At 34.8% G+C, this 16,541-nt stretch carries 14 protein-coding genes; 9 read left to right on the top strand and 5 right to left on the bottom strand.

Features of this window, described 5'->3' with window-relative positions:
- The first annotated feature begins 1 nt into the window (after nt 1).
- The 4 genes from DNG35_RS02880 (at nt 2) to DNG35_RS02865 (ending at nt 5,833) form a co-directional block, all read left to right on the top strand.
- On the top strand, nt 2-871 hold the full coding sequence (locus DNG35_RS02880; RefSeq protein WP_111126251.1) for a cupin-like domain-containing protein: 870 nt from the start codon (nt 2-4) through the stop codon (nt 869-871).
- A gap of 88 nt (nt 872-959) precedes the next feature.
- Nucleotides 960-3,350 carry a TonB-dependent receptor gene (locus DNG35_RS02875; RefSeq protein WP_199489090.1) on the top strand — a complete coding sequence of 797 codons (2,391 nt, stop codon included), beginning with the start codon at nt 960-962 and terminating at the stop codon, nt 3,348-3,350.
- Nucleotides 3,351-3,379: 29 nt separating this feature from the next.
- Nucleotides 3,380-4,591 (top strand): DUF4374 domain-containing protein, encoded by a 1,212-nt coding sequence (locus DNG35_RS02870; protein WP_111126250.1) that lies wholly within the window; start codon nt 3,380-3,382, stop codon nt 4,589-4,591.
- Between the two features lie 57 nt (nt 4,592-4,648).
- Complete coding sequence (locus DNG35_RS02865; RefSeq protein ID WP_111126249.1) at nt 4,649-5,833, top strand: PepSY domain-containing protein; 1,185 nt, start codon at nt 4,649-4,651, stop codon at nt 5,831-5,833.
- Here DNG35_RS02865 and DNG35_RS02860 read toward each other — a convergent pair.
- The 3 genes from DNG35_RS02860 to DNG35_RS02850 all read right to left on the bottom strand — a co-directional run bounded on the left by DNG35_RS02860 (nt 5,830) and on the right by DNG35_RS02850 (nt 8,465).
- Nucleotides 5,830-6,306, bottom strand: coding sequence for a regulatory protein RecX (locus tag DNG35_RS02860; protein WP_111126248.1), 477 nt, complete (start codon nt 6,304-6,306; stop codon nt 5,830-5,832). The genes DNG35_RS02865 and DNG35_RS02860 overlap by 4 nt on opposite strands.
- Before the next feature lie 54 nt (nt 6,307-6,360).
- Nucleotides 6,361-7,899: an Rne/Rng family ribonuclease gene (locus tag DNG35_RS02855; RefSeq protein WP_111126247.1), complete on the bottom strand. Its 1,539-nt coding sequence runs from the start codon at nt 7,897-7,899 to the stop codon at nt 6,361-6,363.
- 275 nt (nt 7,900-8,174) lie between these two features.
- The gene (locus DNG35_RS02850) at nt 8,175-8,465 is read right to left on the bottom strand and encodes an HU family DNA-binding protein (protein WP_111126246.1); all 291 of its coding nucleotides are present in this window, start codon (nt 8,463-8,465) and stop codon (nt 8,175-8,177) included.
- Between the two features lie 133 nt (nt 8,466-8,598).
- On the opposite strand from DNG35_RS02850, the gene mutY reads away from it, so the two are divergent.
- The 5 genes from mutY (at nt 8,599) to DNG35_RS02825 (ending at nt 13,044) form a co-directional block, all read left to right on the top strand.
- Nucleotides 8,599-9,657: an A/G-specific adenine glycosylase gene (mutY, locus tag DNG35_RS02845; RefSeq protein WP_111126245.1), complete on the top strand. Its 1,059-nt coding sequence runs from the start codon at nt 8,599-8,601 to the stop codon at nt 9,655-9,657.
- 34 nt (nt 9,658-9,691) lie between these two features.
- On the top strand, nt 9,692-10,135 hold the full coding sequence (locus DNG35_RS02840) for a single-stranded DNA-binding protein (RefSeq protein ID WP_111126244.1): 444 nt from the start codon (nt 9,692-9,694) through the stop codon (nt 10,133-10,135).
- A 21-nt stretch (nt 10,136-10,156) separates the two neighbouring features.
- Nucleotides 10,157-11,473, top strand: a complete 1,317-nt coding sequence (locus tag DNG35_RS02835) for a gliding motility-associated protein GldE (protein WP_111126243.1) — start codon at nt 10,157-10,159, stop codon at nt 11,471-11,473.
- A complete protein-coding gene (gldD, locus tag DNG35_RS02830) occupies nt 11,473-12,039 on the top strand; it encodes a gliding motility lipoprotein GldD (protein ID WP_111126242.1) in 567 nt (188 codons plus the stop codon). Before DNG35_RS02835 ends, gldD begins: the two co-directional genes overlap by 1 nt.
- Before the next feature lie 87 nt (nt 12,040-12,126).
- The gene (locus DNG35_RS02825) at nt 12,127-13,044 is read left to right on the top strand and encodes a DMT family transporter (RefSeq protein ID WP_111126241.1); all 918 of its coding nucleotides are present in this window, start codon (nt 12,127-12,129) and stop codon (nt 13,042-13,044) included.
- Nucleotides 13,045-13,061: 17 nt separating this feature from the next.
- Here DNG35_RS02825 and DNG35_RS02820 read toward each other — a convergent pair whose 3' ends face one another.
- Together DNG35_RS02820 and DNG35_RS02815 are read right to left on the bottom strand one after the other, a co-directional pair.
- Nucleotides 13,062-15,131 (bottom strand): pitrilysin family protein, encoded by a 2,070-nt coding sequence (locus DNG35_RS02820; protein ID WP_111126454.1) that lies wholly within the window; start codon nt 15,129-15,131, stop codon nt 13,062-13,064.
- A gap of 22 nt (nt 15,132-15,153) precedes the next feature.
- A complete protein-coding gene (locus DNG35_RS02815; RefSeq protein ID WP_111126240.1) occupies nt 15,154-16,482 on the bottom strand; it encodes a pitrilysin family protein in 1,329 nt (442 codons plus the stop codon).
- Between the last annotated feature and the right edge of the window lie 59 nt (nt 16,483-16,541).

The following is a 16,541-nucleotide window of genomic DNA, read 5'->3' as shown; positions in this document are numbered from 1 at the left end:
TATGCATCAACTTCAGCTAAAAGAAATTGACCGCGTTGCTTCAATTTCGAAAGAAGATTTTATCAATAAGTATGTAAAATCACAAACACCTGTGGTCATACAGAATTTGACAAAAGATTGGTCAGCCTACCATAAATGGAATTTTGATTATATCAAACAAATTGCTAAAAATAAAATTGTGCCTTTGTATGACGACAGGCCAACAACAAGCAAATATAAATTTAATGAGCCGCACGCAGAAATGCGGATGGAAGATTACATCAATCTTTTACAATCTAAGCCGACAAATTATCGCATTTTTTTATATAGTTTACTAAAAGAAGTACCGCAGCTGCAAAACGATTTTAAATATCCAGACTTAGGTTTACGATTTTTAAAAGGCTTACCATTTTTGTTTTTCGGAGGTGAAAACTCGAGTGTTTTTATGCATTACGATATTGATTACGCCAATATCTTACATTTTCATTTTGAAGGTAAAAAGCGTTGTGTGCTTTACCCTCCTTCTGAAAGTAAATTTTTATACAAAGTACCCTATGCTTTGATTTCCCTTGAGGATATTAATTTCAACAAACCAGATTTTAAAAAATTTCCTGGCCTAAAATATGCTAAAGGTTACGAAACATCTCTAAATCATGGGGATGCTTTATATATGCCCGAAGGATATTGGCATTTTATGACTTATCTCACACCAGGTTTTTCCATGAGTTTGCGTTCGATGCCTAAAAAGCCTATTCACCTTATGAAAGCAATTTATAATATTGGCATCATGCGACATTACGATAATTTTCAGAAAAAATGGAAAGGTGAAAAATGGATGAAATATAAAAATAAAAAAGCCATCGAGAATACCGAAAAAAACATCTTAAATTAAGGTAGAATAATTCTAAATAAACTTTACCAGTTCTAAAAAATCTTTTATTTTTGCCGTCATTCTATAATTAATCTAAATAAATTTAGAATTGAGGCAGATATATAAATCTTTTGTTTTTCACACTATCTTTTTGTGTGTTGTATTTCATAATCTTAGCTCTTTCTCACAAAATACCCAAAGCATTAGCGGTTTGGTGGTAGATGGTCTCAATAAGCCATTAGAGGGTGTAAATATTACACTCAAAAATGAATTTATAGGCATTGCTACCGATAAACAAGGTCAGTATAAAATCGAAGGAATCTCGAAAGGGAGGCATATAATAGAAGTCTCTTTATTGGGTTATAAAGTCCAAACCAGAGAAATTGAAATAAAAAATAAAGATATTATTTTAAATTTCACTTTAGTGGAAGAAACCTTCGCAATTGATGAGGTAACTCTTCAAGGAAAATCTAAAATTCGTCAAATAAATGAGCAAGCCTATGCGGTTACTTCAGTATCTACCAAAGAATTATTAAATAGTTCTGTAGATGCTCAACAAATATTAAACCGAGTACCAAGTGTTCGTATTCTTCAAGATGGCGGTTTGGGTTCAAATTATACCTTTTCACTTAACGGCTTTAAAGGAAATCAAGTAAAGTTTTTCTTAAACGGTATCCCGATGGATAATTTTGGTTCTTCTTTTAATTTAGGCAATATACCTGTCAATTCTATCGAACGTATCGATGTTTATAATGGTGTAGTACCTATCTGGTTAGGCACCGACGCTCTAGGTGGAGCGGTCAATATCATTACCAATCAAAAAGAGGAATATTTGGATGTTTCTTACACGTATGGTTCTTTTAATACACACAGAGCTTCTGTAAATGGAGCTTTTACAAACGACACTACAGGTTTTACAGTAAGAGGTAATGCTAATTACAATTATTCTGATAATAACTATGATGTCTTAGTTAATATAAAGGATGAGTTAGGTAATGTTATTGAAAACAATGTAGAAGTAGAACGTTTTCATGATACGTATAAATCTTTAACAGCTCAATTGGAGTTAGGTTTTATTGATAAGAGTTTTGCAGATCAGATCTTATTTGGAGTCATTACATCTGGAGATAATAAAGATGTACAAACAGGGGCAACAATGGAAACTGTTTTTGGAGCTGTAAAAAGCAAGAGCTATTCCATAATTCCAACCTTAAAATATAAAAAAAGAGATTTATTTACAGAAGGCTTAGATGTTAGTCTTAACACATCCTATAATATTACTAAAACAGAAAATATTGATACCCTTGTTGGTTTTCGCTACAACTGGTATGGTGAAAAGTTATCATCAGAATCTCAAACAGATGCAGAACTAGGAGAAGCAAACCTATTAAAATTTGACGATAATGAGTTTGCCAACCAGCTTAACTTAAGTTATTTACTTAATGAAAAACATTCTTTTGCGTTTAACCATTCTTTCCAATACTTTAAAAGAGACGAATTTGATGAAGTAAACACCGATATCAATCAGTACTTCCTTCCTAAAAGATTACATAAAAACACCTTAGGATTGTCTTATAAATATCAGCTCAATAAAAAATGGTCAACTACCTTTTTTGGTAAAGCTTATCACCTAAATGTTGAATCAAGCCAACGCTCAGGAAACACCATAGAAACGACTGAAGCGGTAGAAATATCTAACCATAATTATGGTTATGGTATTGCTTCCTCCTATTTTATCACTCCAAATTTACAGTTTAAAACTTCGTTTGAGAATGCTTTTAGATTGCCTACTGCAGAGGAATTTTTTGGAAACGGTTTAACAATAGTGCCCAATGTAAATCTAAAACCAGAACAAAGCAAAAACCTGAATATTGGGGGTAGCTACAATTTTAAAATCTTAGAAGATAATCATATTGAACTTGGTGCTACATATATTTACCGTGAGGCGAAAGATTTGATTTATGATATAGTAACTGTAAGTGGACCTACTTCAAAAAAAGACAACCTTGCAGAAGTAAAAGCTAACGGAATACAGGCAAATTTTGGGTATAGGTATAAAGAGTTTTTTAACCTAAGTGCCAATGCTACTTACCAGAATATTACCGATGAAGCAGATTTGATTTATAATGATTATTCTGGCTTTCAACCAAATTTTAATAAAGGAGCTAGAATACCAAACACACCCTATTTATTTGGAAGTGTTGTAGCGGGCCTAAACTTTAAAGACTTGTTTGTTGAAAAATCAAATTTCAATTTCAATTATTACTTCAATTTTACAGAAGAATATTTTCTAAGTTCAGAACGGTATGGGTATACAGACAGTAAAGCTATAATTCCGCGGCAGCTTTCCCACAGTGTAGAAGCCATCTATAGTTTTGATAAAGGTAAATATAATATATCATTAGAATGCCGAAATATTACTGACGAAGTATTATACGACAAATTTAGATTACAAAAACCAGGTAGGGCCTTTTACCTAAAATTAAGATACAGTATATAATTAAAAATTCAATAATTAAATTAAACACAATGAATAGATTAAATTTAAATCTTAACCGAATAGTAGTGTTACTTTTTTTATCATTTGCAATGATTTCTTGTAGTAATGATAACGAGGACAACGACCCTGTAAGTAGGGGTGATTATGCTTTGTCTCTGGCCATTCAAGGTACAGAAGGCAATTTTAGTTATTACACAGTACCCTTTGAGCAGATTATGGAAGGAACTTTAACCGCTCAAGGTCAAGGAATAGAACAACCAGGTTATTACGATTTTGTTGGTTTTGACAATACCATTTATAGCCTAGGAGGATTAGACGATGTGAATGTAGTTGCTATTTCTCAAAACCCAGATGGTACTTTAAATCAAGTAGGGGATGTTTCTTTTTCAAATAGTCTCTCAGATATGGTAAAAGCAGGAGATAATACTTTGGTTTCAGTAACAATGTCTTCTTCATCAGATATCATTACATTTAGAAAATTTAACAGCAATAGCATCACCGTAACTGAAGAAAAGGTGGTACAGGTTTCAGAATTTACCAATTTGGTAGGGCCTTCCTATTCCGGAATGGTTGTTAGAGGAGACGAGTTATTTTTAAGCTATTATATTTCAGACCCAAATACATATGATACTAACTATACAGATCAGGCAGAAGTTGCTGTTTTCTCTTATCCAGAATTAGAGTTTCAAAAAGTCATTACCGATACCCGTGTTGGCCCAATAGGAGGATTTAATGTTAAATCAGGTTTGGTAAAAGATAATGATGGGAATGTCTATGCGATTTCACATTCTAATCCTGCAAACGGTTTTAGTCAATCTACCCAACCGGCTGGTGTTTTAAGAATTAACGCAGGTGAAACAGAGTTTGATCAAAACTATTATTTTGACATAGTCGCAGCCTCGGGCGGCTTTAATACAGCTCACCTTAAGTTTTTAGGGGCTAACAAGGCTTTCGCCGAAATGAATACAGCTACAAGAGATACACAAGAACGATGGTCTGATGGCCCGCTGCAATCTGCAGTAATCGATTTTGAGACCCAAACAGTAGATTTTATTCAAGGTGTGCCAGAGCATAAAGGAAACGGAAGAAGACTTGCTGCTTTACAAGAAGGAGATAATATTTACTTATGTATTCCAGAAGACAACGGTATCTATGTTTATGAAATGGATACAAGAACACTTACGGCCACAAAAGGAGCAAAAGTTCAAGCAAGTTTCGTAGCTGGTTTCTTTAAATTTTAATAGAATTAAATTACCTAAATCAGCTTACTTAAGGTAGGCTGATTTTTCTTTTATCTGATGGCAAAAAATAAAAACACAAAAAAGAAAGCTAAGAAAAGTAACATAAGAAAACTCAATGATTGGCTACATTTGTGGTTAGGATTGGGTTCAGGGATTATTGTTTTTATTGTAAGTATTACAGGTTGTATTTATGCGTTTGAACAAGAAATCAAAGATGCAATGGAGCCTTGGCGTTTTGTGAAAGATCAAAAAAAAGATTTTGTACCGCCAAGTCAGTTAATAGATACGGCAAAAATTTACATGCCAGATATAAAACCCTCAGGTTTAACCTACAGTAATAGAGAAGGAGCAGCAGCAGTTGGCTTTAATGAACGTATAAACGGCAAACGTCATTTCACAGCAGTTTTCTTAAATCCTTATACAGGAGAGTTTATAAAAAAACAGAAGCTTATAGGAGGTGATGAGTTTAATTTTTTCAGATTTATAATTGATGGACATCGTGCCTTATGGTTGCCTTATGATATAGGAAGACCTATTGTGGGAATAGCCACGCTGGTTTTTTTAGTGCTTCTTATTACAGGGTTGATTATGTGGTGGCCCAAAAACTGGAAAAAGTCCAATCGGGATAAGAGTTTTAAAATTAAATGGAAAGCTAAGTTTAAACGGGTAAATTATGACTTACATAATGTAGTAGGTTTCTATAGTTTATTGTTAGCTATGGTAATCGCCATAACAGGATTGGTTTGGAGTTTTAAATGGTTTGAAAATGGCTTATATTATCTAACCTCAGGAGGTCAAGAAAAACCTGAGCATAGCCACCCGCACTCAGATGTATCTAAGGCAGAATTAGTTCTTAACGATAGTATATCGGCGTTAGATAAAGCTTGGTACCTTACTCGTAAACAAGAAATGAATGCAGGTGGATTTTACATGTCTCCTACATTACATCACGAAGATGACGCTATTGAAATCATTGCTTATCAAGATCATGGTTCTTTTTACAATCGTAATGAGTATTTCTACGATCGGTATACTTTAAAACGTTATCGAGTAAAAGGCGATGAGTATAAAAATGCAGCGCTGGCAGACAAGATTAGTATGCTTAATTATGACATACATATTGGTGCTGTGTTTGGTTTTGCAGGGAAACTTTTGGCTTTTTTTATAAGTTTGATTTGTGCAAGTTTGCCCGTGACCGGATTCCTAGTGTGGTGGAATAAAGGAAGAAAAATGAAACCCTAATCGAGTTCCTGTAATTTTTCGTAAACCAAATGGCTTTCCCAGCCTCGATAGAGTAGATAATCAGCAACTTTCTTTTTGAGTTTGTAGGTGTTATTTTCAGAGGTGTTTTTTACTTTTTTTCGGAAAAGTTCCTCTAGGGTTTCCGCATAAGCGGCTTCAGATATTTCAGCTAAGGCAGATCTTATATTAAAAACAGAAATCTCCCTTTGTTCTAATTCTCTTTTGATACGGAATTTCCCCCATTTTTTAATACGGAATTTTCCGCGCGCAAAAGCCTTTGCAAAGCGCTCTTCGTTGAGGTAGTTTTCTTGAATAAGTTCGGCAATGATTTTAGCTCTTCCTTGCGGAATGATACGAAGATCTTTCAGTTTTTTCTCGACCTCTTGGTGACAGCGTTCTTGGTAAGCACAATATTTTTTGAGCTTTTGGGTAGCTTCTTCTATGGTGTAAGATTTCTGAGGCCTCAAATTCATAAGGGTATAAAAATAAAAAATCCCTGCAAAAATAAATTTACAGGGATTATTTTTTTATAAAATTACATTTCCGTCTTTATCATGAAAATGATATTCTAAATACGTGTAAGCGTCTCTTGGTAAGACTTTTACCCAGCGTTTATGGTCAAAAAACCATTTGCTTCTGGGTGATGGAATTCCTTTTGTTAAGAATGCAGCCACAAAAGGATGAGCTGTTATAGAGATCTTTTTATGATCTTTTTTTATGATTTTGAGCAGATCGGTATTTATTTTATCTACCAAAACAATCGGTGCTTCAATTTCACCTTGGCCGTTTGGATTTACCTCGCGGGTTTTGATATTCATTTCTGGTCTTACTCGTTGTCTTGTAATCTGTACAAGTCCGAATTTTGTTGGTGGCAAGATTTTATGTTTTGCACGGTCATCGCTCATTTCGTTACGTAAGTGATCGTAAAGTTTTTTGCGATTATCGGCATGGTTCATATCTATAAAATCGACCACGATAATACCACCCATATCACGAAGTCTCAGTTGTCTAGCTACTTCACTAGCGCTGATAAGGTTGACTTCTAAAGCGGTGTTCTCTTGGCTTTTTTCTTTGTTGCTTCGGTTTCCGCTATTTACATCGATTACGTGCATGGCTTCGGTATGTTCAATCACCAAATATGCACCTTTACTCATAGATACGGTTTTACCAAATGCGGTTTTGATTTGCCTTTCGATTCCAAATTTTTCAAAAATCGGAACTTTAGATTGATAATGTTTTACGATTGATTCTTTTTGCGGAGCAATCTCTCCGATGTAGTCTGTGATTTGTGTGTATAAAGTTTCGTCATCTACATGGATGGCAGAGAAACTATCGTTAAACATATCTCTAATAATAGAGTTTGCACGACTTAATTCTCCCATCACTTTGGTAGGATGTGATGCTTTATAAAGTTTTTTACACATACTCGTCCAACGATTCATCAAATTTTGAAGATCTTTGTCGAGGTCTGCTACTTTTTTGCCTTCAGCTACGGTACGTACAATGATACCAAAACCTTTTGGTCTAATGCTTTTTACCAAGCGTTTTAGTCTGTCTTTTTCTTCTTTCTCTTCTATTTTTTGTGAAATAGAAATACGATTGGAAAAAGGAACTAAAACAATATACCTTCCAGCAAAAGAAAGCTCACTGCTTATTCTTGGGCCTTTGGTAGAAATAGGTTCTTTTACTACTTGTACTAGTATAGACTGATTTGATTTTAAGACGTCGTTTACACTTCCGTCTTTAGAGATGTCTTCTTCAAATTTGAAATTCTTTAAAGAAAAATCTTTTGCTTTACCTGTGCTTACACGTTTGGTGAATTTGATCAAAGAGGCGATTTTTGGTCCTAGGTCATGATAGTGTAAAAAACCATCTTTCTCGTAGCCAACATTTACGAAGGCTGCGTTGAGACCAGGAACCACTTTTCTTATTTTGGCAATAAAAATATCGCCAACAGAGAAGTTGTTATCTTCGTCTTCTTTGTGTAATTCGATTAGTTTTCCATCTTTTAATAAGGCAAAATCAATAGCAGCAGAATTTGATCTGATAATGAGTTCTTTATCCATAATTCTTGCTTATAGATTTTTATCCGTATAATTTTCGTATACAGATGGATTAAACAATATTTTTCACAGGGTTTTTGTAAAACTCCCGGCGAAACTATACGGTGATAGTTTCAATTTCAATGAACGTATTGAACAGAAAAAGTAATTCCTAGAATTACTTTTTCTTCTTGTGACGGTTAGCTCTTCTTCTCTTTTTACGCTTGTGAGTAGCTACCTTATGTCTTTTTCTTTTTTTACCACTTGGCATATGATAGTGTTTTTATTAAGTTATTAAATTATTTTACTTCTACGTTTGTCTTTACTCCTTCAACAAAAACTTTTGCAGGTTTAAATGCCGGAATATTGTGCGCAGGAATCTTAATAGTTGTATTCTTAGAAATATTTCTTCCTGTTTTTTCTGCACGAGTTTTAATAATAAAACTTCCAAAACCTCTTAGGTAAACATTGTCTCCGCCTTCTAATGAAGTTTTTACTTCGTCCATAAAAGACTCAATAGTAGCTTGAACATCACCTTTTTCGATACCTAATTTCTCTGAAATATTGGCTACAATATCTGCTTTTGTCATTATAGTGTTATTTTAATATAAAGTTATTATTTTCGAGGGTGCAAATATAGCAATTAAATTCCCAATCAAACAACTCTAAATGTTTAAATAATAACCAAGTATAGAAATTGTTCGATATTTGCAACTTGTTTTTATGAAATTTTCACAACAAATCATCTTTTGGTATCGAGAAAACGCTCGGGATTTACCTTGGCGGAAAACCAAGGAGCCTTATAATATATGGCTTAGCGAAATTATGTTGCAGCAAACTCGCGTTGCTCAAGGTTTACCTTATTATAAAAAATTTATTAAAAACTTCCCTACTGTTTTTGAACTCGCCCAAGCAAAAGAAGATAAAGTTTTAAAACTTTGGCAAGGTTTGGGGTATTACTCCCGAGCTAGAAACCTACATTTTACGGCAAAACAAATTGCAGAAAACGGAGGCAGGTTTCCAGATAATTATCTTGATTTAAAAAAGCTCAAAGGTGTTGGTGATTACACCGCAAGTGCGATTGCTTCTTTTTGTTATGGTGAGCCAGTTGCTGTGGTCGATGGAAATGTTTATCGTGTTTTGAGTCGCTATTTCGGAATTGATATTCCTATAAATAGTACGGAAGGAATAAAAATCTTCAAACAAAAGGCAGAGGGGCAACTTGACAAGGCCCAACCTGCAATCTATAACCAAGCCATTATGGAATTTGGTGCACGGCAATGTACTCCCAAAAACCCCGATTGCCAAGTTTGTCCGTTGGTAAAAGACTGCAAAGCCTTTCAATTGGATAAAATTACAGAACTTCCCGTAAAACTCAAAAAAACAAAAGTGCTGGAAAAGCATTTTAATTTCCTGATTTTTAAAAACCAACATGAGGAAGTTTTATTAGAGAAACGCGAACAAAAAGGTATTTGGCGAAATTTATTCCAGTTTCCTTTATACGAAAGTGAACAACAAATTTTCCACGAAAGTGACATTAAAGAATATATGCGCCAGCAAAACCCTAAATTACTTGTAAAAAGTATTGAGTTACAGCATGAAAAACCCATAAAACATGTACTTTCGCACCGTAAATTATGGGTAAATTTTTGGAAAATCGAAGTCGATGATTTTAAAGGTTTTTCACAAAAATTTATACCAGTAAAGTATAAACGTGTAAATGATTTTGCCGTGCCAATTGTGATTCATAAGTTTTTGGAAACCTACAATTTTTACAGCTAATTCTTTTTGATTATTTTTACTAAAATATATAATTATGGCAAGTGGTACATTAAATAAAGTGATGCTGATTGGGCACACAGGAGACGAAGTAAAAATGCATTATTTTGAAGGAGGAGGTTGCATTGGTAGATTTCCGTTGGCAACCAACGAAGAGTACGTAAACAAAACTTCTGGTGAGCGTGTGAGCAATACCGAGTGGCACAATATTGTAGTGCGAAATAAAGGTGCGGAAATTTGTGAAAAATACCTTAAAAAAGGAGATAAAGTATATATAGAAGGCCGTATAAAAACTAGAAAATGGACAGATGAGAATGGCAACGATAGGTACTCTACCGAGATACAATGTACCGATTTTACGTTTTTAACACCAAAAGATCAAAGCGGAGCTTCTACACCACAAAACCAACAAGCTTCTAATAATAATGAGAATTATCAGGCTCCTGACGTACAGGAAGACGACGATGATTTACCCTTTTAAGTTGAATTAAATTTTTAGCCTTTGGATCCTGATCCTTCCTTTTTATTCTTACATTTTTTAGCGATAGGTTCATACGAGGTCGCAACTATAGTAGTACTTGTTTTGTTATTGGCTTGTTCGGCGCTTATTTCAGGTTCAGAAGTAGCATTGTTTTCGCTCACGCCAACAGACTTTGAGGCAGAAGAAAGTAAACAGAGTCCGCAGCAGAAAATACTTATTCGATTACTCGACCGACCCAAAAAGCTATTGGCAACCATTTTGGTAGCCAACAATTTTGTGAACATTGCCATTGTATTATTGTTTGATTCGTTAGGTGATTCGTTGTTTTCGTCTTTAGAAATCATCGTTTTCGGAATCAATTTACGCTTTGTTTTTGAGGTGGTGGTCGTTACCTTTCTCATTTTGCTCTTCGGCGAAATTTTGCCGAAAATCTATGCCAACCGAAACAAAATTGCTTTTTCGCACATGATGGCTTATCCGTTAAGTTTTTTAGATAAATTTTTGAGTGTTTTTAGTTTACCGATGCGTTACATCACGATTTTAATTCATAATAGGTTAGGCAAGCAAAAATCTAATTTGAGTGTCGACCAGCTTTCACACGCCTTAGAACTCACGAGCGAAGAAGATACCACCAAAGAAGAACAAAAAATATTACAGGGAATTGTCACCTTCGGAAATACCGAAACGCGCGAAGTAATGAAAAACCGAATGGATGTTTTTGCAATCAACATTCAACAAGCTTTTAAAGAAGTCATTGCAGTAATTGTAGAACAAGGCTATTCTAGAATTCCCGTGTTTGAAGAAAGTATTGATAACATCAAAGGGATTTTGTACATCAAAGATTTGCTTCCGCACCTCAATAAAGAAGAATTTAATTGGCAAGGTCTTATCCGTGAGGCTTATTTTATACCTGAAAACAAAAAATTAGATGATTTGCTCAACGATTTCAACGAAAAGAAAAATCACCTTGCAATTGTGGTCGATGAATACGGTGGTACCAGCGGAATCATTTCGTTAGAAGATATTATCGAAGAAATTGTGGGCGACATTAGTGATGAGTTTGATGACGAATCCCTTGTATATTCAAAATTAGATGACAACAATTATGTGTTTGAAGGAAAAACACCGATTAAAGATTTTTATCGTGTTCTTAACCGAGAAGAAATAGATTTTATAGAAGATAATAGAGGAGATGCAGAAACCTTAGCTGGTTTTCTATTAGAAATGTCTGGACTTTTCCCTAGAAGAGGACAAAAGATTGTCGTAGAAAATTTTACTTTTGTGATTGAAGCGGTAGAAAGTAAAAGAATAAAACAAGTAAAACTTACCATAGCTTAATGAAAACCCGTTTGCTGTTTATTTTATTGTCGATAATTGGTTTTGTAAGTTGCGAAGAAAGTCTGCAACCCAAACCCAAGGCCTATTTGGCTTTAAATTATGAAGAAGCAAGCTACAAAGAGTTGCCGCTTACTTTTTGCCCATACACTTTCGAAGTTAATAAAAATGTGATTTTAAAAGATGCCAAAACAAAACAGGCTTGTTGGGTAAACCTGGAGTATCCCAGCATCAATGGAACAATTTTTATCACTTACAAACCTATTACCGATAACCTAAAAGAGCTGATTATCGATGGTCAAAAATTACCGTTGGAGCATACAGTAAAAGCCGACGAAATAGAAGGTGATTTGTACGTCAACGATGAAAATAAAACCTACGGAATGTTGTACGAAGTAAAGGGAAATGCCGCTTCACAGGCACAGTTTTACGTAACCGATAGCATCAAACATTTTCTGACGGGCTCTATTTATTTTGATGCCAAACCCAATTTCGACTCGATTTTACCCGCTGCAGCTTACCTCAAAAATGACATGCGCCACTTGATAGAAACCATTAAGTGGAAATAAATTTCTCTTATTTTTAAATCATTTTTATTCATCTTTTTTCTTAGGTTAAGCTAAAATTTAATCTCAATTTTGCAAAAAAGAAAGGCGATGCAAAATTCTAATCTCAAGTGGATTTACCTTATTGGTTTGGCTTTGGTTTGGGGTACTTCTTTTATCCTTATCAAAAAGGGTTTGGTTGGGCTTACACCAATTCAACTCGGGGCATTACGAACCACTTTTGCCGCTCTTTTTCTATTTATTATTGGTTTTAAAAGTGTGTTTAAAATCAAAAAGCACCACTGGAAATGGATTTCTATTTCTGCGGCTATAGGTACTTTTTTTCCTGCTTTTTTGTTCGCTTTCGCGGAATTGGAAATCGATAGCGCGATTGTTTCTATCTTGAACTCTACGGTTCCTATTTTATCAGTGATTTTTGGCTTTTTACTGTTTAAAACGGTTTCTACCGACAAACAGATTACCGGAGTTATTATCGGGTTGATAGGTTCTATTTTATTGATTGTAAGTGGAGCAACCTTTAACGAAGGACAAAATTATTGGTATGCGATTTTACCACTCATTGCGACTTCGATGTATGCGATAAACGTACATGTGATTAAAAATTATTTACATGATATTCCTGCCTTGAGCATTACCGTAGGATGCTTTACGGTTTTATTCGTTCCGGCACTAATGGTACTAGTTTTCTCCGGTTTTTTTTCTGAAGAAGTATTATTAGACCCAGCAGCGCAAACTTCGATGTGGTATATCTTGATCTTGGCCGTTATCGGAACTGGAATTGCCAAAATCCTTTTTAACAGATTGGTGCAAATCTCAACCCCGGTTTTTTCTACTTCAGTCACTTATTTGATTCCTGTGGTAGCTTTAATCTGGGGCTTTTTAGATGGCGAAAACCTAAATTTTTGGCAATTACTTTCTGGCTTATTGATTTTTGTAGGTGTTTATTATGCCAACAAAAAAAGAAAGAAAAAAACCGATTCTGTAGTAACAAAATCGGTTTTGGAATAATTTAGGGAAGTAGAGAATTATTTGAAATCTCCGTCAGTAACGCCTTCGTTTACTTTTACTTCATTCATCTTAATATCTATAAGTTGAGGTCCCATACTTACTTTAACAGTGTGTGGAAATTTTACACCTTTTACTTCTTTGTAGTCACTAACGTATGTAGAATTCTCCATGGTCTGACCACCAGCAGCTATTGTTTTGGAAGTTTTTACTAATAATCCGGTATTTACGCTGTAATATTTTTTGGTGTCTTCATCTATTTGTACAACGTAAGCATCTTCACCTTCTACTTTTTCAATACCTGTTAGCTTAGCATCTGCAGGAATAGAAAGTTCATTGATAATCTCAGTGTCTTCTTTGGCTTCTTTTATTTCTTCGGCAGTATAATCCATTCTTTGTCCTTGTGCTTCCTTGTAACCTTTGGTACCATCAAAAACGTCTTTTTGTAATGTCATTCCATTCATGGTAACAAGTTCCAAAGATTTTCCAGCAGAAGTGCTTTTTCTTTCAAAATTAAGGGTCATTCCTTGTACGGTTGCAATACCTTTCATAGAAACTGTTTTCACTTTTTCTGCAGCATCTTTTCCGCCAATGGCTTTGACGTAGTTGTCATAAACGGTTTTTACAGTCACACCTTCTGGTACAGCTTTGTTGTATTCTGGTTTTGCGATTTTGTTCCCTTCCTTGTCAAAATACAACACCGGAATTTTCTTTCCGTTATAGGTGATGTTTTCTAAGTTTTCGGCTACTTCACTACCTTTACCAGCTACAACAATTTGCATGTTATCGGTTTTATAGTATTTGTTAGCCACTCTTAGAATATCTTCTTGAGTTACCGTATTTATTTTTTGTAAGAATTTTTGGTAGAAATCTTTTGGAAGATCTTCTGTCTCAATATTCAGTGCATAATTGGCAATCGTAGAAGGGCTTTCTAGTCTTAATACGAAATCACCGGCAAATTTATTTTTAGCATTATTTAAGTCTTCAAAAGATACTTTTTCGGTCTTGATTCGGTTGATCTCTTTTAAAGTTTCTACAATCGCACTGTCGGTAACGGCATTTCTTACACTTGCTCCAGCAGAGAAACGGCTAGCTGTATATTTATCATTTCCAGTATAAGATCTTGCACCATAAGTATACCCGTGGGCTTCTCTTAAGTTCATATTTAAATAACTACCAAAACTACCTCCTAAAATTTGGTTGGTTACCAACATAGGGAAATAATCTTCGTCAGCCATTTTTAGGTTGACTGTGTTTTGAACAGTCATCTCGCTTTGTACAGCGTTAGGTACATCAATAAAATTGATTTGTGTGTACTGAACAGCAGGAACATTAGGGATTGTTGTTACTGGAGGAGCTCCAGCTTGCCATTCTCCTAAAACTTTTTCAGCAAGCTTTTTTACTTCTTTTTCCTTGATATCTCCAACAACCACCAAATATGTGTTTTTTGGAGTGATATAAGTGTTGTAATAGTTTTTTACATCATTTAAAGTAATTCCTTCCACACTTTCTTTGGTAGGAAATTCCCCGTAAGGGTGATTTTTACCGTAAGCCAAAAGACTACTTACATTGCTTGCAATAGAACTAGCACTTTTCTCTTCGGCTTTAATGCCTTCGATTGCACGATCTTTTTCTTTGGTAAACTCTTCTTCTTCAAATCTTGGGTTGATCAAACCATCGACCATTAAGCCGAAAACTTCTGGGAAAAACTTGCTTAATGAACTTGCATAAGCGCTATTGGTTCCGTAACCTACATTTGCCCCTAAGAAATCTACACGTTCGTTAAACTCGTCTTTGGTTTTTGTAGTTGTACCATTACCCATCATTGCGCTGTAAAGTGACTTTACACCAACTTTGCTTCCTGATGAATGAGGTTTGTTGTCGATAATAAGACTTGCTCTCACTCTGGGTAGTTTGTGGTTTTCTACTACCAATACTTTTATACCGTTATCTAAAGTAAAAGTTTCGGGCTTACCTAAGTTTATTTTTGGTGCAGGCCCTGATTGTGGTTGTTTAGATCGATCGATTTGTGCTTCAGCTCCTAAGAAAATGAAGCAAATCATAATCATTGATAATATTTTGAATTTCATTGTCATGCTATTTTTTGATTTATTATTGTTCACCATCTTTTGTTGGTAAATAATCTAATTCTAACCTTTGATTTGGATTAAGGTATTTGTTGGCTACCCTTTTAATGTCTTCTCTGGTAATGCTTCGGTATATTTTGATCTCATCATTAATAAGATTTACATCACCGTATAGTACATGATAGGTTGCCAAAGAAGAAGCAATACCTTGCATGCTGCTGTTGGAGTTTACGTAGTTATTCTCAAACTGGTTTTGTAATTTTTGGTGTTCTTCTTCGGAGATTAATTCTGTTTGAAGTTTTTTGATCTCCTCATCCATAGATTCTGCTAGATTTTCTAAAGGAGTGTCTCCCATTGCTAAAGCTCCCATTACATAAGTTCCGTAGTCTTCTTGTGATCGTGGGAAAGCTAAAACCTGAAGCGCTTCTTTGTCCTCATCTACCATTTTTTTATACATACGCGAACTTTTTCCTCCAGTTAATAACGAAGAAATCATATCTAGAACATACGCATCTCTTTCTTTCATAGAAGGAGTTCTGTATACAAAAAGTTTTGCAGGAATCTGGATGTTGCTATCGTATTCTGTTGCAACAATAGTTTCTGTGATTGGTTCTTCTTTGATGTTTACTCTAGCTACTTCAGGGCCTTTTGGAATGCCTGCAAAGTAATCGTTGATAAGTTTTTTGGTCTCTTTCTCTTGAAAATCACCTGTAATCACAAGCGTAGCATTGTTTGGGCCGTAATATTTTTTGAAAAATGCTTTGAACTCCTCTAACTTAGCAGCATCAAGGTCTTCCATCGTACCAATGACAGAATTTTTATAAGGATGCTTGTCAAACATATAAGGGCCAATTCCGGTACCATAAATTATTTTTCCGTAAGGGGCATTATCTATACGTGTACGTTTTTCTTCTTTTACGACTTCGTTTTGTGTATCAACACCAATTTGGTTGATTACAGGGTGTAGCATTCTTTCAGACTCCATCCATAATCCTAATTCTAAATTGTTTGAAGGGAAAACTTCGTAATAATAGGTTCTGTCTTGAGTGGTATTGGCGTTATTGCTTCCGCCATTAGCGGCAACAATATTAAACCATTCACCTCTTGCGATATTTTCGGTACCTTCAAAAAGTAAGTGCTCAAAAAAGTGAGCAAAACCAGATCTTCCTGGTGCTTCGTCTTTTGCACCAACGTGGTACATTACACCTACAGTTACTACAGGAGCAGTATTGTCTTGGTGTAAGATAACGTCAAGCCCGTTACCTAATTCATACGCTGTAAATTCAACTTGCTGGGCAAAAATTCCAGAAGTTGCAAGTAGTGTAATTGCAGCTAAACCAATTTTTTTCAACATTGTTTTTGTTTTTTAATTATTCTATTAGTTGGACTACAAAGGTAACATTTTGTTACACT

This window comes from Mesonia sp. K7 (assembly GCF_003233725.1).
Taxonomy (GTDB): domain Bacteria; phylum Bacteroidota; class Bacteroidia; order Flavobacteriales; family Flavobacteriaceae; genus Mesonia.
The sequence above is the reverse complement of the archived record's forward strand: the minus strand, read 5'-3'. Positions and strand labels throughout refer to the sequence as shown.